The organism is Bacillus sp. SRL337 (assembly GCF_984799155.1).
In genome coordinates this window covers 4,210,658-4,228,947 of sequence record NZ_OZ481793.1, presented here as the reverse complement: position 1 = coordinate 4,228,947, position 18,290 = coordinate 4,210,658, and the positions used below count along the sequence as shown (strand labels likewise).

17 protein-coding genes, 1 pseudogene and 1 riboswitch are annotated in these 18,290 nt (G+C 44.8%); of the genes and pseudogenes, 10 read left to right on the top strand and 8 right to left on the bottom strand.

Annotation, left to right across the window (positions count from 1 at the left end):
• Nucleotides 1–35: 35 nt before the first annotated feature.
• The 3 genes and pseudogenes from AC4E8A_RS21225 to mntA all read right to left on the bottom strand — a co-directional run bounded on the left by AC4E8A_RS21225 (nt 36) and on the right by mntA (nt 1,627).
• The gene (locus AC4E8A_RS21225; protein WP_490195764.1) at nt 36–773 is read right to left on the bottom strand and encodes a hypothetical protein; all 738 of its coding nucleotides are present in this window, start codon (nt 771–773) and stop codon (nt 36–38) included.
• A 50-nt stretch (nt 774–823) separates the two neighbouring features.
• Nucleotides 824–1,233 (bottom strand): annotated as a pseudogene (gene hepT, locus AC4E8A_RS21220) (type VII toxin-antitoxin system HepT family RNase toxin).
• A complete protein-coding gene (mntA, locus tag AC4E8A_RS21215) occupies nt 1,223–1,627 on the bottom strand; it encodes a type VII toxin-antitoxin system MntA family adenylyltransferase antitoxin (RefSeq protein WP_490198958.1) in 405 nt (134 codons plus the stop codon). Before mntA ends, hepT begins: the two are co-directional and overlap by 11 nt.
• A gap of 740 nt (nt 1,628–2,367) precedes the next feature.
• Here mntA and AC4E8A_RS21210 point away from each other — a divergent pair.
• Complete coding sequence (locus AC4E8A_RS21210) at nt 2,368–2,781, top strand: hypothetical protein (RefSeq protein WP_490195763.1); 414 nt, start codon at nt 2,368–2,370, stop codon at nt 2,779–2,781.
• A 73-nt stretch (nt 2,782–2,854) separates the two neighbouring features.
• Complete coding sequence (locus AC4E8A_RS21205; RefSeq protein WP_490195762.1) at nt 2,855–3,376, top strand: type 1 glutamine amidotransferase domain-containing protein; 522 nt, start codon at nt 2,855–2,857, stop codon at nt 3,374–3,376.
• 433 nt (nt 3,377–3,809) lie between these two features.
• Here AC4E8A_RS21205 and AC4E8A_RS21200 read toward each other — a convergent pair whose 3' ends face one another.
• Entirely contained in the window at nt 3,810–4,247 is a 438-nt protein-coding gene (locus AC4E8A_RS21200) for a hypothetical protein (protein WP_490195761.1), read from the bottom strand.
• A 197-nt stretch (nt 4,248–4,444) separates the two neighbouring features.
• On the opposite strand from AC4E8A_RS21200, the gene AC4E8A_RS21195 reads away from it, so the two are divergent.
• Nucleotides 4,445–5,581 carry a sensor histidine kinase gene (locus tag AC4E8A_RS21195; protein WP_490195760.1) on the top strand — a complete coding sequence of 379 codons (1,137 nt, stop codon included), beginning with the start codon at nt 4,445–4,447 and terminating at the stop codon, nt 5,579–5,581.
• A gap of 758 nt (nt 5,582–6,339) precedes the next feature.
• On the opposite strand, the gene AC4E8A_RS21190 is transcribed toward AC4E8A_RS21195, so the two are convergent.
• Entirely contained in the window at nt 6,340–7,707 is a 1,368-nt protein-coding gene (locus AC4E8A_RS21190; RefSeq protein WP_490195759.1) for an FAD-binding oxidoreductase, read from the bottom strand.
• 296 nt (nt 7,708–8,003) lie between these two features.
• Here AC4E8A_RS21190 and AC4E8A_RS21185 point away from each other — a divergent pair, with 296 nt between their 5' ends.
• The 5 genes from AC4E8A_RS21185 (at nt 8,004) to AC4E8A_RS21165 (ending at nt 13,057) form a co-directional block, all read left to right on the top strand.
• The gene (locus tag AC4E8A_RS21185; protein ID WP_490195758.1) at nt 8,004–8,951 is read left to right on the top strand and encodes a glycerophosphoryl diester phosphodiesterase membrane domain-containing protein; all 948 of its coding nucleotides are present in this window, start codon (nt 8,004–8,006) and stop codon (nt 8,949–8,951) included.
• Between the two features lie 93 nt (nt 8,952–9,044).
• Nucleotides 9,045–9,686, top strand: a complete 642-nt coding sequence (locus tag AC4E8A_RS21180; protein ID WP_490195757.1) for a DUF4129 domain-containing protein — start codon at nt 9,045–9,047, stop codon at nt 9,684–9,686.
• Nucleotides 9,687–9,698: 12 nt separating this feature from the next.
• The gene (locus tag AC4E8A_RS21175) at nt 9,699–10,859 is read left to right on the top strand and encodes a DUF4350 domain-containing protein (protein WP_490195756.1); all 1,161 of its coding nucleotides are present in this window, start codon (nt 9,699–9,701) and stop codon (nt 10,857–10,859) included.
• Nucleotides 10,822–11,751 (top strand): AAA family ATPase, encoded by a 930-nt coding sequence (locus AC4E8A_RS21170; RefSeq protein ID WP_490195755.1) that lies wholly within the window; start codon nt 10,822–10,824, stop codon nt 11,749–11,751. Before AC4E8A_RS21175 ends, AC4E8A_RS21170 begins: the two co-directional genes overlap by 38 nt.
• Nucleotides 11,702–13,057, top strand: coding sequence for a DUF58 domain-containing protein (locus AC4E8A_RS21165; RefSeq protein ID WP_490195754.1), 1,356 nt, complete (start codon nt 11,702–11,704; stop codon nt 13,055–13,057). Before AC4E8A_RS21170 ends, AC4E8A_RS21165 begins: the two co-directional genes overlap by 50 nt.
• A gap of 415 nt (nt 13,058–13,472) precedes the next feature.
• Here the strand turns inward: AC4E8A_RS21165 and AC4E8A_RS21160 are convergent, their stop codons facing one another.
• The gene (locus AC4E8A_RS21160; protein ID WP_490195753.1) at nt 13,473–14,444 is read right to left on the bottom strand and encodes a stage II sporulation protein M; all 972 of its coding nucleotides are present in this window, start codon (nt 14,442–14,444) and stop codon (nt 13,473–13,475) included.
• 136 nt (nt 14,445–14,580) lie between these two features.
• Here AC4E8A_RS21160 and AC4E8A_RS21155 point away from each other — a divergent pair, with 136 nt between their 5' ends.
• Nucleotides 14,581–15,390 (top strand): RDD family protein, encoded by an 810-nt coding sequence (locus AC4E8A_RS21155; RefSeq protein WP_490195752.1) that lies wholly within the window; start codon nt 14,581–14,583, stop codon nt 15,388–15,390.
• A gap of 176 nt (nt 15,391–15,566) precedes the next feature.
• Here the strand turns inward: AC4E8A_RS21155 and trhO are convergent, their stop codons facing one another.
• Nucleotides 15,567–16,538 carry an oxygen-dependent tRNA uridine(34) hydroxylase TrhO gene (gene trhO / locus AC4E8A_RS21150; RefSeq protein WP_490195751.1) on the bottom strand — a complete coding sequence of 324 codons (972 nt, stop codon included), beginning with the start codon at nt 16,536–16,538 and terminating at the stop codon, nt 15,567–15,569.
• A 274-nt stretch (nt 16,539–16,812) separates the two neighbouring features.
• A riboswitch (cyclic di-GMP riboswitch) is annotated at nt 16,813–16,899 on the top strand.
• A gap of 70 nt (nt 16,900–16,969) precedes the next feature.
• On the opposite strand from trhO, the gene AC4E8A_RS21145 reads away from it, so the two are divergent.
• On the top strand, nt 16,970–18,010 hold the full coding sequence (locus AC4E8A_RS21145) for a GGDEF domain-containing protein (RefSeq protein ID WP_490195750.1): 1,041 nt from the start codon (nt 16,970–16,972) through the stop codon (nt 18,008–18,010).
• A gap of 36 nt (nt 18,011–18,046) precedes the next feature.
• Here the strand turns inward: AC4E8A_RS21145 and AC4E8A_RS21140 are convergent, their stop codons facing one another.
• Entirely contained in the window at nt 18,047–18,250 is a 204-nt protein-coding gene (locus tag AC4E8A_RS21140) for a hypothetical protein (protein ID WP_490195749.1), read from the bottom strand.
• Nucleotides 18,251–18,290: the final 40 nt, after the last annotated feature.

Here is an 18,290-nt window from a genome sequence, read left to right as displayed (position 1 = left end):
TTAGCCAGTACATCAAGGCTGTAGATGAAAGTGTTCTATTCAAGAGCAATTTTTTCTATTTCATGGATTATTTCATCGGTTCCGATTTTTATAAGCGCAGAAGAGATTTCCTCCAAGGCTTCATCACCATCATCCCTGACAAGCAGCCTTACGAGGTCTGGGATGGTGGATTCTGTTCTGAGTTCTGCTGCCATATAAATTTGAAACAAGCCGATGGATGGCATGAATGAATATTCAAGGATTTCGCCCATCGCGTTCTTCGGTTCCCACTCTTCAATAATACCTCGGTCAATCAACTCATTTACCACGCGTTTTCCCATTTGAAAGGCCGAGTGGTCATAAGCATTGTCCAAATCATTAGCAATGCCGGCAAGTTTTAAAAAGAGATCTTCTTCATTCATCTCTGAAAACAAGTTCACTTCTTTATAAAACGTTCTGCCCAGATAGGGAGCTAAGTCACTCTCATATCGGAGAAGCACTGAAGTCTCCGCATTACCCAGGAGATTAACATACCATTCTTTATTCTCTTTATCCGTTTTTAAGCGGGAAATAAGCTCCTGCACACCTTCCTCATCTACTGGCAAAAAGCTGATATGCGGCAGGATGGACCTGGGGAATATGGTTGGAAGGTTCCGGTCATAGGCTTCCAAAGCATTGAATAAGGTTTTCGGTGTGGCAAGGTGGCTGTCTTGTAGGATGGTGACAGCATAGTGCTGGATAAAAGGGTCATCGCTTAGTAAAGCAGATTCGATTTTATGTAAAAAAGAAGACATGGAACCAGTCCTTTCGATACTATATTTTAAAAATGGCAATTGCTCCAACCTTAACTCTTCGTGAGTATGGCCCTAGTGAACTGCCTGAAATCATCTAAATGCCCCTCCACGATTTTCTGAAGGATTTCACAAGGTTGAGTTCCTGATAATCATGGACAGCGATATTTCGGAATCCTACCATAGCTTGCATTCTAGCTGAAATAGCACTAGTGATGACTCCTTCTCTTTCCAATAGAGTAAAGGCATACCGGCTGGTCTGCGGAAGCCCAAGCTTTTTCTCTGCCACCACATGCATACCCATATCGATGCTTGCTTCACAAGCACGCTGTATATTTAGGATGATGGAATCTTGTTTAGTAAAATTATGGAGAGTTTGTGGATTATGGTCATATTCTTCTTTGACTCTCTTGATGCAGCGTTCGATGATGCTAACTTTGTTAAGGATCACGTCACTTTTCATAAACGGCCCCGCTTTCTTTGATTTTTCTGAGTACGGGTTCACGCTCTTCATTAAGTTTGGCATATTTTTTCAGAGCCTTCATTTCAAACTCCATTTTTTTTCGTACATCCGAGCAAAAGATCACTTTTCCAGTATGAACGATCTGGGCTTGAAAGACGGTGTTGGCTTTATTAAGATCAATCAGGTCTACATCCTTATTCAATTCTGAGGCGAGTCCTTGTGCTGTCATGAAAATGGTATATTTATCAAGGGCATTTTCGCTTAAGTAGGCAATATCAATATCACTCTCAGCGGTGGAATTTCCTTTAACGGTTGAGCCGAACATTATGATGAGATAGGGGGAGGCCGCTTCTTTCAAGTATCGTATAATTGTTTTTTCTAAGTCCAAGGATATTGCCTCCTTCTTAAAAAAGAATGTTCTTGTTTATATTCTATTCTCATCCAAGGGGAATCGCAACTGGCGGAAGGTGTGAACGGACTGGAGATCCCTCGAAAAATTAGAATTCATCTTCGTTCATTATTTCATCACATTCCGGGCATGAAATAGTAATAGTGAATCCTACACAGCCATGTGGGGTTTCCAGGAACATCAGTGTCTCCTTTTGGCGAATGGATGGTGATTCTTATCGCAAAAGCCTTTCAGAGGAGGATATCACCTCGCGAGCACTTCAATCCCCTGAATTAGCCGCGGTCGCTTCTTTAATGAAGGTTGAGGGAAAGGCTGGATCCAAGAGGGTCTTTTTGATGATTTGATTGGGATATTCGTTCGTTAGAATAAGGCTTCAGTACATTTGAGAATAAGGTAGTAAATCCCAGGCCATATTAGCTTGGGGTTTTTTATGGTTTGATATGCTTCGGCGGAGGATTTCCTCAGGAGGGTATTCAGGAGTTGGGGGATTCGGATGGAGAGGTGTACCCAACAACATGGCATGATACCTGAGTAATGGAAAAATCTACAGATTTATCATTGTCGAATTTTCTCTAAAGGTTTCTCCTTTAATCTTCAGCTGGATAAGGATTATACTAGAGAGATAAGGAGGTATGCCTATTAACTATTAATCTGTATGATCCAGGTTATTGTACCAGTTCCGTAAGCCTCTGGATGAATGAGAAATTTAATAAGGAAAGGAAGAAGTGAGTTTGCCAAAAGCCTACCTCGTAAACACAAACAAATCACAAAGCCCCCACAATGAAGCAGAAATGCTGGAAGAACAGAAAGTCGCTGCTTATTACTCCCCATGGAAATACCTCATCAACCACATCGAAGCCAATGACATGATATTCCTGTACAGCAATGGAAACGGCATTATCGCCCGCGGAATCGGTTCCGGCATTATCGAAAAGGCCGGAGAGAATGACTTAGAGCATTTTATGCCTCTGATCCAGTTTGAAAAATTAGAAGAGCCGCTGCCGCCATCGGGAATCCTGCAGCTCGCACAAGGAGTCACCGACGAAAACTATAAGATTAAATGGAATCAGACATTGATTCATCTTCAAGGTTTTATCGGAGAGGAAATTTGGCGATACCTTACCAAAAACAACCTCTAGCAGCGCGGGAAGTTTGCTTTTTGCCCTCGGCTGTCCGAAAATGTAGGGAGAATGCAAAAGGAGGTCTTGTCCATTGAAACTGAAAGAGAAGAAAGTTCTTCAGCTCATCAGTGATGATTTTGAAGATCTTGAGCTATGGTATCCGGTTTTGCGCCTGAGAGAAGAAGGGGCGGAGGTACACCTGGCTGGTGAAAAGAAAAATCATGAGTATACCGGGAAGTACGGGGTGCCTGCTGTTTCGGATGTATCCTTCAAAGAGGTTGATCCAGATGACTACGATGCACTGCTGGTACCTGGCGGTTGGTCTCCGGATAAACTAAGAAGGTATGAAGAAGTGCTATCAATCGTGAAAAAAATGAATCAGGATAACAAGCCGATCGGACAGATTTGTCATGCAGGCTGGGTCTTGATTTCAGCCAAGATCCTCGAGGGGAAAAAAGTGACGAGCACACCGGGAATCAAGGATGATATGGAGAATGCCGGCGCCACATGGGTGGACCAACCTTCCATCATTGACGGGAATATTATATCCAGCAGAAGGCCACCTGATTTACCGGATTATTTAAGAGATTTCATCAGTGTGATGGAAAAATAAAACAGAAAAGACGAGTCCCGATTGTCTTCGGTCCTCGTCTTTTTTTGAATATCTGTTTCAGCTTTAAAGAGTCTTTTATTCAACACCTCAGAATTGGAGTCTATCTTGGTATGGAATGCTTTTAATACCTCATCCTGATGGGTTTCTATGCGTTTAACGGTTTCTTTTATCCCGTTCTGAGCGGTTTCCAGCCGTGATTGGCGTCTGGAGATTCTGTCAAACTTGCTGTCCTGTTTGGCGAAGGCTTTGTCGTGCCCGTTTAGTCGGGGACTGAATTTCTTATCTTGTTCATCGAATTTTTATCGACTCGATCAAATTTTTGATTAATCTGATCGAACCGTCCGTTGACTTTATCGAGTCAATCGTCGATGGTTTTCATTTTAGACAGTATTTCTTTATGCTTTATGGATTGTCTCCATCCGTCTTACCTCTTTTACATCTTGTAGTTTTTTCCGCTTTCAACACCGAACTCGAAAATCTTATAAGCGGTAAGAGTGAAGCAATCGACGGCATCCTCCTCAAATCTTCTCGAGGCATCATCAGTCATGGCATCGAGCCTCTCCTTGACTTCTGAGGAAATATTCTCTCTTAGAAATTCATTCAGCCTATTGGTTTTGGAGTAAAGGGAGAAAAGGAACCCGTCTATAAAAAGATTGAGTCCATAGTTCTCGATGAACCGGTAATGAAAAGGAGATTCAAATAAAGGTTCGAGATGTTGTATCTTCTTTTCAAAATGGGCGACCTCATACAGTGCTTCCAGTATATCCGGGATTTGTTCACTGTAAATGAAAAGAATATCTTCTTTTATCCTTTCCCTGTTTTCGGAGAAATCATCATGAATAGACGTGTAATTGGTGATGGAAGAGTTCAATTGGGGACCTCCAAGTCATTTTTGTGTGGACTGCCGCAAAACGGGGGAACTAAAGCAATGCGGGTTTATTTTCCAAATTTCACCTCCTTTTCACTATTTTAGCACTAATTTATATGAAATAAAGGAAAATTTTCCGAAAAATCATTCTATTATTTGGTATGATTAGGAGAAAGATTGATTCATGAGGGTGGGGCTGAATGACAACAACTTCCGAAAAGCTGGCGTTCTTTCTAGAAGATAATTTTGAAGAATTCTTACAAAACTGGAGGTCACATGTTGTGATTTCTGAAGAAGATAAATATAAGGAAGAAGTGACGAAGAACGGGAACAGGATGTATGAACTTGTCAAAAGAGCAATAAACAGTGAGCTGAGTGAAGAAAAAATCAGGATGCTGGCTCAGAAAGTAGCGCTCGAGCGGGTGGAGGCCGACGTAAATATCAGTGAGTTTGTCTACAATGTCAATGTGGGAAGAAGCGAGATTATTAAATGGGTAGGCACTTCCGGGATTCAGATTGAGGAACTGCATACCCATCTCGAGGAAATCAACCGGGTTTTCGACCGTTTTTCTTATTATGCTGTCAGGTTTTATTCCGAGGAAAAAGATAAGCAATTGAAGGAAAAGGAACTATATATTGATCATACCCATAAAGAAAGGCTGACGATCCTTGGGCAGATGAGCTCAAGTTTTGTCCATGAATTCCGAAATCCATTAACCTCTATTATCGGGTTCACTAAGCTGCTAAAAGGTGATTATCCCGAGCTGCCTTATCTGGATGTGATGAGTCATGAATTGGATCAACTGAACTACAGGATTTCACAGTTCCTGCATGTTTCAAGAAAAGAAATAATTGAAAGTAAAAAAGAGAAGTTCCTCGTGTTCTCATTGCTGAGTGAGTTGATCGAATTTGTTTATCCAAGTTTGGTGGATGGCGATGTCCTTGTGAAATCCCACTTGGATTCACAGGTTTATATTAAGGGGAATAAAGAGGAGCTCAGACAGGTATTCCTGAATTTAATCATGAATTCCATCGATGCGCTTCAGCAGATCAAGTCTGAGAGGAAAATCACGATCACGTGTACATTTGAAAATGAGGAAATTCAGGTGAAAGTGGCTAATAACGGACCGGAGATCAGCGAGGAAACCATCGAGGCCATCTTTGAACCGTTCTATACCACCAAGGAACTCGGCACCGGGATCGGACTCTATATCTGCCGCAAACTGGTCGAGAAACATGAAGGCAGTATAGTATGTACCTCCAGCCCTGAAGAAACAGCGTTCACTGTAACGATACCGGGCGCTGAGAATGAGCCGGTGAAAGGGATGTTCCTTTAGTGCTTTAAAGCAGTGGGGGACAGTCCCCTGTTACTTTAAAGCGGTGAAGTGCGGAATATAAGAATAGAACTATTGATAACCGGCAAGGATGATGGACAGTAGGGAGGGAGTCGTCTTGCGGTTGTTGATCGTTTTTTTTGTACTTAGGTTTACTATTTATCATGACGTGTACGGCTAGCATTACAGATTTGATTGAACATCAACAGATCCGGTTTTTAGTCACGGACCAACCGGATTTTCGGAATTTTTTTGAATATCGGTCCTTTCTGTATAATGACCCGGTTTATATTAGCCAAAAGTCTGGCCATGCCTTACGTTTCTTGATTCTAGCCGTTCTTTTGATGACGTTGTTTCATAGCCTTAAGGTAGTTGTCCATGTTTCATGGACATTCGCCCTTTTCACTGAACTTGCACAGATGTTTCTTTCGAGTACAGGCTGCCTGATTGATGTGATGTATGATTTAGGAGGAATCTTGATTTTTTTTATGATCCATTTTCTTAGCAGGAGCATATTTGGTTTGGCCGCTTCACGTAGATACGGAATGCAGAACACAAAATGAAAGTGCCCTTGTCATTAGAAGGACACTTTTTTTATGCTCTTTTCATAGAAATTGTTGCAATAAATATAAAGCTGCTTCCTGCTGCAACCGGAGGGATGGAGAAAGTGGCGCGAATTAAAGATGGAGTGCTTTAACGCTTTAAAGCACTCGGGGACAGTCCCCTATTACTTTAAAGTGGTAATGTGTGAAAGGTTCTCGTTAGGGAAAAATCTTTCCGGGATTTAACCGGCTTTCAGGGTCCAACAGCTGCTTGATTGATCTCATGACAGACAGGGCAGCTCCATGCTCTAGCTCTTGGTACTTCATTTTTCCGAGACCGACGCCGTGTTCCCCGGAACAGGTGCCTCCAACCTCGATTGCTTTTCTCGCCACGACGTCATTGATCTGTGCGGAAGCCGCCACTTGCTCTGGATCACCAGGATCATAGACTACAAGAGTATGGAAGTTTCCATCACCCACATGGCCGAATACTCCCCCGAGCAGACCGCTTTCATCTATGAGCTCTCGGGCAAAGACAACCATGTCGGCCAGCTGTGAAATCGGTACACAGACATCTCCCCCTGAATTGGCCATCCCCTTCAAATGCCGGAAAGAGTAGGCCATTTCATGCCGTGCGCGCCACAATTCATTACTTTCTGCCGCACTGTTTGCCCTCTCCCAATTCTCTCCTCCGTATTCCAGGATCAATTCTTTTGTCAGGTTGGCATCTTCCTCCGCCGATGCTGTCGTCCCTGAAAACTCCAAGAACAACGAGTGAGCCTCTGGAAAGGAGTGTTCACCAGTCAAGTTGACCTGCCTGATGCTTGCAGCGTCGACAAGCTCCATGCGAAGCACCTGTATTCCGCTCATTAAAATCGATTGGGCAGCTTCTGCACAGGCTTTTGGCGTTTCAAACGTGCAGCGGGCAGTTACCGTATGTTCGGGTATTCCGTGCAGCTTCAGGGTGATGGCTGTCGTGATTCCGAGTGTCCCTTCGGATCCGACAAACAACCCATTCAGATTATAACCGCTTGATGATTTTTTGGCCCGGGACCCGGTGTTGATGACGGTCCCATCGGCTAGAATAACTTCCAGGTTCAGGACCTGGTCCCTCATGGAGCCATAACGAACAGCAGTTGTGCCGCTGGCATTTGTCGCCGTCATCCCGCCGATGCTGGCATCTGCGCCTGGGTCAACTGGGAACTGAAGGCCATGCCGGTTAATTGATTTGTTCAATTGTTTCCTGGTGATACCGGGCTGGACTGTCACGGTCAGATCCTCAGGGTTAAACGAAAGGATCTTGTTCATCTTTTCAAAATTGATGGAGATTCCTTTGTTGATGGGAATGGCATGGCCGTCCAAGCCGGAGCCGGTTCCAAAGGGAGTGACGGGAAGATTGTTTTCACGGGCAATGCGCAGTATCGCGATGATTTCTTCCTTGTTTTCAGGATAGACGATGACATCCGGCTCAACAGGAGGATGGGAGGACTCATCACGACTGTGACGGTACCGATCGCCTTCGCTCATGCTCACCTGATCTGCTCCTAATAACTCAGTTAATTGATTGATTAAAATTGAATTCACCATACCACCTCAAACGTTTGTAATATTCTAACTACTATTCTTGTAAAATATCATAGCACAGAATAAGGAGGGATATTCAATTTAGTTCATTAACGCGTTAATAGGGTTGGGGACAGTCCCCTACTGGAGCACCGCGTTAACGCACTAGCGTAACAGGGGACTGTCCCCTAGTGCTTTAAAGGGGTGAAGCGCACGGAAATACAAAATAATTACAAATTGGTCGGATTTATCCAATAAAAATGATAAAATAGTCATTATATTGAGTCTTTTTTGTATTTTACTTTTGGGAGGATAACAGAATGAATTCAGAGCTTAATAGGCCAAAAGGTTTTGGCGAGATTTTGGATCAGACGTTTCGTCTGAGCAAGAACAGGTTTTTAGACTTTTTCATGATTTTTCTTATATTGCTCGGGCCGATTTATTTGCTTCAGGCATTATTCGAGTTGATGGCGGGAACGAGTTTCTTTAGGGCTGTCGGAACCGGCGGAAGTTGGTTGGACCAGTTCATGAACAACCTTGAGGGAGGGACGCTTGAATCTGAACCGTTTACAGGCGCCGGCATATGGGCAGGGTTGGCTTCCGGGCTTCTGGGCATCCTCAGTTCGATTTTCGGTGTCATTGCGAGCGCTGCCATCATAATCGGGGTTAACCATGTCAGGAAAAACGAAGAGTTTACTGCAGGAAGTGTCATTAAGCAAGCATTCAGCCGATTCTGGGCTTTGATTGGAAGCTCGATTTTATATTTCTTGATCATTTTCGGAATGATCTTTGTTCCTGTCATGATTCTTGGGATTGGCAGTATTTTCGCCTTTGGCTTTGGAGAAGCTTTTTCGGTTGATTCTTTCGCAGGTTCATTAATGACGATTTTATTCATCATCGTACTTCTTTTAGCAGCAGCGGTTGGTATCGGGTACTTGGTCACACGCTGGAGCTTTTACATTGGCGTGGTCACGATAGATAAAAAGGCGCCGGGTATCGGAACAAGCTGGAATCTTTCCAAAGGACGCGGATGGGCTGTATTCGGCATTTTCCTTGTCTTGATCATTATTACGGGCGTCATCACCACAGCAGTCGAATTTACATTCGGTCTGGCACTCGGCAGCAGTGTCCTTTACTCCATCATCATCAACTTGGTGACGATGATTACATCCATCATCACATCGGTTGGTTTGGCTGTCATGTTCTTTGACTTGAAAACAAGAAACCAAGCCGAAGACCTGCAGGAAATGATTGAGGATTATAAATAAGAGCAGCGAAGAGGGTGCCAGGTACAGAACAATTGATTTGTACCAAACACCCAACCCCAACCAACGCTGCCAATGAAAGTCAGGTGAGTCCATTTGCTTAACGAAAGTAATGCAAGGGATGAGTTACAGGACATCTTGAATGACCGGGAGTACACCGTCTATCAACCGGAAGAACAAGGGTTTTTTCAAAGTCTCTGGGAAAAAATCAGGGACACCGTCATGGACTGGCTCAACAATTTATTCCCGGAATATCAAGTTTCCCAGGGGAGCGGCACGATGGTCACCTTGATCCTCGTGATTCTGGGACTCGTTGCACTCTTCCTCGTCCTGTTTTTTGTTTCCCGCGGTATCATCAACAAGAGGAAAATGGCCAAACAAAAGCCGCTGCAGCATCTTGCCGAAAAGGACTGGTCCTATAAAGACCACTTGGCAGAGTCGCAAAAGCTGGAAGAAAAGGAAGACTACTCTCTTGCGGTCCGCCACCTGTTCCTTGCCTTGCTGCTTAATTTCCATGAAAGAGAGTGGCTTCAGGCAAGAAAATGGAAGACCAACTGGGAGTATTATGAAGAGCTTCAAAAAGTGAACAAGGAATGGGCGGAACAGTTTTATTCCCTTGCCCTGAAGTTTGATGAGGCCGCCTATGGAGAACGTGAAATTAAACATGAGGAATTCATTCCATATAAACAAACCGCCATGAAGTGGCTCAACGAAAACCATCAGGAAATGGAAGCCTAAGGAGGGGAAGGGATGGCCAAAAATAGATCCAAATTAATCATTTTCACCGTCATTCTGCTGGTCTTCGCTGTACTGAGCTATATCATCGGCTCCCGTGCACCGAAGGAATATCCGGACTTCCTATCCAATTCTCCGGCTCCAATGGGAACGAAGGCCATTTATACATATTTAGAGAATGAACTTGGCAGTGTTGAACGCTGGGACCGCTCTCCGAATCTATTGGATAAGTCCAGTGGAAGCCAGATGCTCGTGATGGTTGCGCCTTATTTTATGCCGGAAAGTGAAGAAATCCGGGAGTATCAGGAGTTCATGGAGTCGGGCAATACGATTCTGCTTTTTAAAACCGTCCCCCAGGGCATGTTTGATATTAAGGTTCTTGAGGCTGAGATGGCAGAAGAATATCCAGTTCCGGTCAGGGATGTTCAGGGTGAAGAACGAAATGCCTTTATACCAGCGCCTATACGGATTGAAACAACAGATAAAGATGAAGTCCTCATTTCAGATGAAGCCGGCCCGATCGCGATCAAGCGCCCGGTGGGGAAAGGCAGTCTGGTCGTTGCCACCGCTCCGGACTGGATGGCGAACATCAACATTTTAGAGGAAGATCACCTGCCCCTCATTTTGTCTCTCATCAACTCAGGCAGTCCGGACACCATCCTGTTTGATGAATATATACATGGCGGCGGTAATGCCTCAACGGTTGCCACACTCTATCCGCAGTGGTTCTTGATCTTCATGATCCAGGGAGCCCTGCTTCTCATCCTGTGGCTCTGGCATCAGGGCAAACGATTTGGCCCGATTGAAGTGGCTCGGGAAGAGTACGTGAGATTCAGCGATGAACGAATACGAGCGCTGGCCGCCTGGTATATGAGAGGAAGGAGATTCACAGATTCATTGAACATCCAGGCTGATTATGTGAAACTGCTCCTTCAGGAAAAATGGGGCATCGCTTACTCAAAGGAATGGACGGACAGCACCGAGGGACTGACACGAAAATGGAAGTCTGTCTCAGAAAAAGAAATCACGAACTTTGTGAACGGATTAACCGAAATGTTACAAAAAGAGAAAGTGAGCAAGCAGGAATACTTACTATGGTCGAAAAAAATCGACCGATTGAGGAAAGAGGTGGAGGATAATGAAGCCAGAATTAATAGCCTTACTAGAAAAATATGAAAGCCGGATCCTGGGGCAGCGGACAAACCTGAGACTGCTTCTTTCAGCGGTGTTGGCAGGGGGCCATGTCCTTATCGAAGGAGTACCGGGTACCGGTAAAACGCAAATGGTCCGAACGCTCGCAGATCTTCTAGGAGGAGATTTCAGCCGCATCCAGTTCACGCCGGATCTCCTGCCGAGTGATATCACAGGAAGCACAATCTACAATATGAAAGACAGTTCATTTCAAACACTGAAAGGACCGGTTTTCACCAATATCCTTCTGGCAGATGAAATCAACCGGACACCGGCCAAAACACAGGCTGCCTTGTTGGAAGCGATGGAAGAAAAACAGGTGACCATCCAAGGGGAAACCTATCCGCTGCCAGATGTCTTCTTTGTTGTGGCAACCCAGAATCCGATCGAATTTGAAGGGACCTATCCGCTTCCGGAAGCCCAGCAGGATCGCTTTCTCTTTAAATTGAACATCGATTTTCCTGAGCTGGAAGAGGAAAAAAGAGTCTTGAAATCCGTTATCGAAGGGATTTTCAGCCAGGGGTCTGTGGAGCCGGTTCTGTCCACTGAAGTATTTTCAAGTATCCGCAGAGAAGTGGAAGCTGTCACCATTTCAGACAGTGTCCTCGACTACATCATGAAAATCGTCCGCAAAACAAGGGACACTGACAGCATTCGTTTCGGCGCCAGTACAAGGGCGGCGATTTCCATCGGTAAAGCGGCGCAAGCATGGGCATACATGGCTGGCCGCGATTATGTCACACCGGATGATATCAAAATGACGGCACGTCCAGCCTTACGACACAGAATCCAAATCTCGCCGCATATGGAATTGGAGGGAGCGACGGTTGATACGATCATTGAAGAACTTGTGGGGGCGGTTCCTGTTCCGCGATAAGGGAATCCTTCCAACCGGACGGCTGATGATGTCAGCGGCCGTTCTGTCTTTACTTCTGTTCCTGGGCGGGTTCTTCGGAATTTCCTGGAGCCTGGTCATTACCGTTAACCTCGTGTTTCTTTTGCTGAGCCTGTTAGACCTCGCCGCTTCACCACGTAAAAACGAGATTTCGGTCAGCAGGGTAATGCCGGATGAAATGGAACGGGCGTTGGAATATGATGTCCAAGTGGAAATTTCCAGCGAATCAAGGCATGCGTTTTCCTATAAAATGACCGATGGAATTCCGCAATCCTTCCATAGGCCGTTTCCTTTAAAAGGTACATCTAGTGAGGGGAAGTCATCGTTTTTATATAAAACAGCGGCGCCTGTACGCGGGCAGTATGCCATTGAAAAACTTTTCCTTCGCTATCGAAGCAAGCTTGGCCTCTGGGAAAAGCAAAAGACTTTCAGGATAGAAGAAACTGTGAAAGTCATCCCTGACCTGACGGATACAAAGCGGTTCCTTGAGGATGCCCAGCAGTTCCTGATCTATGAAGGCATGAAGATCCGGAAAATGAAAAGCGGGGCAGGGGAATTTTCCAAAATAAGAAACTATGCTGTCGGAGATGATCCAAGATTGATCAACTGGCGGCAGACGGCCAAGCTGCGCGAAGTCATGACCAATGAATATGAGCCTGAACACGGAAAATATATTACGATACTAATCGACTGCGGCAGGATGATGGGAGCCGAGTTGACGAAAGGAAACCGATTGGAAAGGGCCTTGGAAGCCGCAATGACCGTAAGTGCTGCTGCGTTGCAGAAAGGCGATTATGTTTCGGTGCTGGCATTCTCCCGGGACATCAATGTTTTCGTCCCGCCTGCAAAAGGCATGGCCCACCTGCAGACCATCCTGCAAAGCATCTACAATCTGGAAGTGGATTCTGCGGAATCGAATTATGCAGCGGTGCTCAGTTACCTGCAGACCGTGCAGAAGAAGCGCAGCCTGCTTTTATTATTCAGTGATGTCGGCTCATTCCTGCATGAAGGCGGGGCGTTGACATACCTTCACCGTCTTCGCCAGCGGCATTTATTTTTAATGCTGGGTATAGAAGACCGTACAGTGCTGAACCGGGCTGGCGATGAACCCCAGTCTGTGAAGAATACGATGATCAAAAGCATGGCACAGAAGCAACTGCTGATCAAGAAACGCGAAAAAGTGAAGTGGGAAAAAAGAGGCCTCCAAATGGCGGAGGCCAGGGAAGAGAAGCTGGCCGCAGTGGCCGTTTCTCATTATATTGATATCATGAATCGAGGGCTGCTTTAGGCTGAAAAGCGGAAAGGCCCCGCTCAGCTGTGTACGGCCTGGAAGTCTTCCGCATGAGATAAAGGAATCACGAAGAGCACTAGCGATTCGATGATGACTTATTGTTAAAAGGCAGAAAGGCCCCAATCAGCTGCAGACGGACAGGACGGACTCGCATGAGATAAAAGGAAACACAACGAACTTCGTGAGTTGATGTTGACTTATCGCAAGGAGGAGCCGGGAAGTACGCTAGCTGTTGGACATTGGAGCTGGATTCGTAAGGAGAGTGGCCGAATCTGCTAGGCGCTGGCCGCTGGAGCTGGATGAAGTAAAAAGCGGGAGCGGCCAATCGTGGCGCAACCATTTATCACCCGCACCGCTGATCCAGCAGGAGACCACGCATCTTCTTATGCTTTTACCAACGTATTTACACCGGTTAGACGAGGTTCACTCGCGTTTTCTTCAGGAGCATGCTTCCAATCAGGACATAAAGGATCAATCCGATTACCGTCAATCCGGCAATTACGTATTTGACTTCCAGTGATAGAGTGGAAGGTGTGATGAAGCCTTCAATGATACCGGCGATCACGAATAAAGGAATTGTACCGAGAAGCAGCAGGACAGAGCGTTTTGCCTGCTGCTTTAATTGATAGCCCCGCGAGTAACGGCCCGGTGCGAACAGCTTATAACCCATGAGCAAGCCTGCACCTCCGGCTATGAAAATCGCCGTAAGCTCGATCATCCCGTGCGGCACGATATAAGCCCAGAACTCATAGCTTTTTCCGTAATGCCAGAAAAGGGCAGCAATCGCTCCAATGATGATGCCATTATAAATCAGCAAGTACACGGTCAGAAGGCCGAATGTAATGCCGCCTGCAAAAGCCAGCAATGCGACCTGGATGTTGTTTGTCATGATGGTAGCGGACATCATTGGGGCATCAACATTTCCTTCATTTTCACCAAGCCGTTCCGGATCAAATCCCTGGGCCATATTTTCAGGCAGTACAGAATAAATATGAAGCGGGTCACCGGCAACGGAGAAGAAGCTTCCGACTGCTCCGATGATGAAAAGTAGCATGGCGAAAAGGATCATCTTCCACTGCTGAAGGAACAAACCGATAAAGGTGACACTGAAAAAATGGCGGATCTGCTTCCAACTGGAGATTTGGTCGCGGTACAAGAGATTGTGAGATTTAGAGACAAGTTCATTCAAGTAAGATGTCACATCTTCTTGAGGATAGTAGGTCTGGCTGTAGGAAAGATTTTGGGCAGCTTTTTGATAAAGCCGGCTGAAGCGGTCAATAGCCTTTCCCTTGATCTTACTTTTGCGTCTAGGCATGCTTGCGATCAGTTCCTCCAGCTCTTTCCAATCACTTCGATGCTGCTGGATGAATTGTTTAGAGTTCATAAAAACACCTGCTTTTTTAATAGGGTATATTTCCGGCAACTTCGGGTGCATTTGTCACTTGTCGGAAAATATGTAATTATTGGATGGTTCCGTCATCTTTATTATAGTATAAAAATCAGGAAATGAGGAATCGGATATGCGCGAGGAACAGATTGATATCAAAACACCCGAGTATGTGTCGCTCCAATTTCGGACGGCGGGGCTCGGAAGCCGGGCTGCAGCGTTCTTGATAGACCAGATATTGCTGACAGTCATTAATATCTTAGTGATCATTATATTGGCGTGGACATTGAATATTTCCTCTCAAAACCCGTTCATCGAGGCACAGACCTTTCATTCCGGGACGATTGCCATCGTTGTAGTCGCCATGTTTGTGCTGAATTGGGGCTATTTTTTAGTTTATGAATTTTTTTCCGGCGGAAGGACGCTGGGGAAGAAATTGATCGGTATCAGGGTCATCCAGGATAATGGTCAGAGCATCACGCTTCTCTCAAGTTTCATCCGCAATATCTTAAGGATTGTCGATATGATGCCGGTATATTATTTTGTGGGGATGCTGATGGTATTCTTCCATGGAAAGCATAAGCGGCTTGGGGATATTACCGCCGGCACGATGGTCGTCCATGAAAGAAGAAAGAAAAAAGCGAAGAAGAAAAGCCCTATCGAAAAGGAGGTAGAGTCCAGGGGGCTCAGCAAGGAAAGCCTCGACATTGAAGAAGGTGCACTCAGAGCCTTGGGTGCTAAAGAGTGGAAGCTCCTGAGGACCTACAGCCAGCGGTTCACCCATGTGGAACAGAATCAAAGGCTGGTATTGACAAGGCAGGTCGCAGATATCATCCTTATTAAGATCGGGATGGAAATCGAAAGGCAAACCGAGCAGGAACTCGAAAACATCCTCCTCGTCCTCTACCTCAAACTCAAAGACGAGTGGGAATTCGAACTTTAATGCTTCACCACTTTAAAGCAGTCGGGGACAGTCCCCTGTTACGTTAACGTATTAAAGGACTGTCCCCTGTCATATTAACGCATTAACGCGATGGGGGACTGTCTCTCATCGCGTTAATGCGTTAATCAAATAAAAAGCGTGAGGACCTCCGTCCTCACGCTTTTTTACATATCTATTTAAGCTTTCACGCCATCTTCTTCTTCAATTTTACGAAGTCTTTCTGCTACTTCCTCTTCAGAAAGGTTGTGCTCCATCACGTAACGGTTCTCTTCGTGAGTACGGCACTCGTGAGAGCAGCTTCTCATATATTTGTGTTCATTTTCTTCAGAGCATAGAATTTTCTTGTTACATGGCGGGTAAGCACAATTCACATAGCGCTCACATGGCTCGCCGGTATAGTAATCTTTGCCGACAACGACATGCTCTTTGCGGTTCACCGGAACAGCGATTCTTTCATCAAATACATAAAGCTGTCCGTCCCAAAGGTCACCTTGAACCTCGGGGTCATAACCATAAGTCACAATCCCGCCGTGCAGCTGAGCCACATCCTCATAGCCTTCGCGCTTCAACCAGCCTGAGAATTTCTCACAGCGGATTCCGCCTGTGCAGTAAGTGATAACTTTTTTGCCTTCCAGCATTTCTTTATTGTCACGGACCCAGTCAGGAAGATCACGGAAGTTTTCAATATCCGGTCTGATTGCTCCTCTGAAGTGTCCCAGATCGTATTCATAGTCGTTCCGTGCATCAAGCAAGACAACATCATCACGTTGAATTTGCTCATAAAAGTCTTTCGGATTCAGGTATTCACCGGTGATTTCATGTGGATTGATATCATCTTCAAGACGAAGAGTGACCAATTCCGAACGGTGTTTTACCTTAAGCTTCTTGAATGCATGCTCATCCGCTTCATCAATTTTAAATACTGTATCATGGAAGCGGTGGTCGTTCTTCATCATGTCCATATATTGCTCTGTCGCTTCGATCGTACCGGAAACCGTTCCGTTGATCCCTTCCTTCGCGATCAGAATGCGTCCTTTAAGGCCCATTTCCTCACAACGCTTCTTGTGGTACTTTGTATACGCCTCAGGATCCTCAATTGTTACATAATTATAGTACAGAAGGACTCTGTATGGTTTTGTTTCGCTCATATTCTTTTCCACCTATCGATTTATATTTGCAAGATATAAATGCCAGATGCCATTTCTCTTACGATTTACTATTATAGCAAAAAAACAATAAAAATATTAGTGGAAATTTTTATTACTGATTAACGTATTATAATAGCTTCATCAAATTAATCCTTTAACGCTTTAAAGCAGCCGGGGACTGTCCCCGAGTGCTTTAAAGCGCTAAAGGGAACACTCGATTCTTGATTTCAATATAATTCCAGTGTATGATATAGGCTATAAGTACCAGGTGAATAAGGACTAAGGGCAAATCAGTCGAAAGGCTGGGGCGCAAAACTACAGGGGCTACCATCCGAAAAGGATATGCCAGCCAGTTGCACACAAATGATGGCGCCCTCTTTGAGTGCGTTTTTTTTATTGCCACAAAGTAGTCATATAGGGAGAGAGTCACAATGACAAATGCAAAGCCATTGTCAATACAAAGGTTAAAATATCGATTTTATGCTGTTTTGCTGCCTATATTTCTTTTCATATCATGCTTAGGGTGGTATGAAGAAGGGCGTGCGGAGTCTCCAGATTTTATTAATAAGACAATACTGGCTGTTCTTGTAATACTATTTTTTCTTTCCGCATTAATCGTCTTTTTCAAGAAAAGCTGGATTGAAACATCCGAAAAAATTATGATCATTGCAGTCTGTTTGGTAAGTTCCATCAGATTCACCCATGCAGTCAGCTTTGAACTGGAGCGGACGATGACACTTGGGCCGTTCACCTATTGGATGCCTATGTTTTACATGTTTCTGTTTTTCCTCTTGAACACCAAGTGGGCCCTGCTTACAACCATCTCTACATACTTATGGTTTCTTGGTGTAGCTTTTTATAAATTGCCTGATCTAATCGGAACGCCTGCAATATACGAGCTGGTTCACTACTTCTTCGCGAATCTTGTCTTCATTGTGACCCTCTTCTTCCTCCAGACCGTGAAACAAAATTACATCAAAGCAGAATTATTGGAGGAAACCGCCAACACCGATTATCTAACCAGGCTGCCCAACCGCAGAAGATTAGACCAGGAATTGATCCAGGTCCTGGACAACCAGCAGGACCTATCTATTATATACTTGGATATTGATCATTTTAAGAAGATCAATGATACCTACGGCCATACTGCAGGTGACCGCTTGCTAAAGGAATTCACTGTTAGAACGCTCCAGGTAATAGGGGGAAAAGAGTTACTCGGACGCTGGGGCGGAGAAGAATTCATGCTGATTCTAAAGGATCAGAATCTCTCACAGGCTGCCGTTCTTGCTGAAAAAATCAGGAAGCATATCTCAGAACATAACTTTGAAAATATTGAAACGCTGACAGCCAGCTTCGGTGTAGCCGAAAGACAAGAAGGCGACACTCTGGATTCACTGTTAAACAGAGCAGACAAAGCCTTATACGAAGCAAAGAAAACCGGGAGGAACCAAGTGGTTTCCAAAGAAACGTAAAAAAGCAGTCTGGAAGCAAATTCCAGACTGCTTTTTTTATTCTTGAGCCTCTATCACGGTGACGTGAGTGACTTTGCCTAACTGAATTCTGTAAAGGACATCATTTTCCTTGAAAACAAAATGGTCCGAATCATTCCCGAAGATTTTATGAAGGACAGTTGCCTCTGTACGTTCATCTTCTATAAAAAAAGAAACCGTTTTGTCGCTATCAAAATGGAATTCCACACGAAAATTTTTCACTGTGTTTTCTCCTTTCAAAGTTATCATTTCAATTGTTACT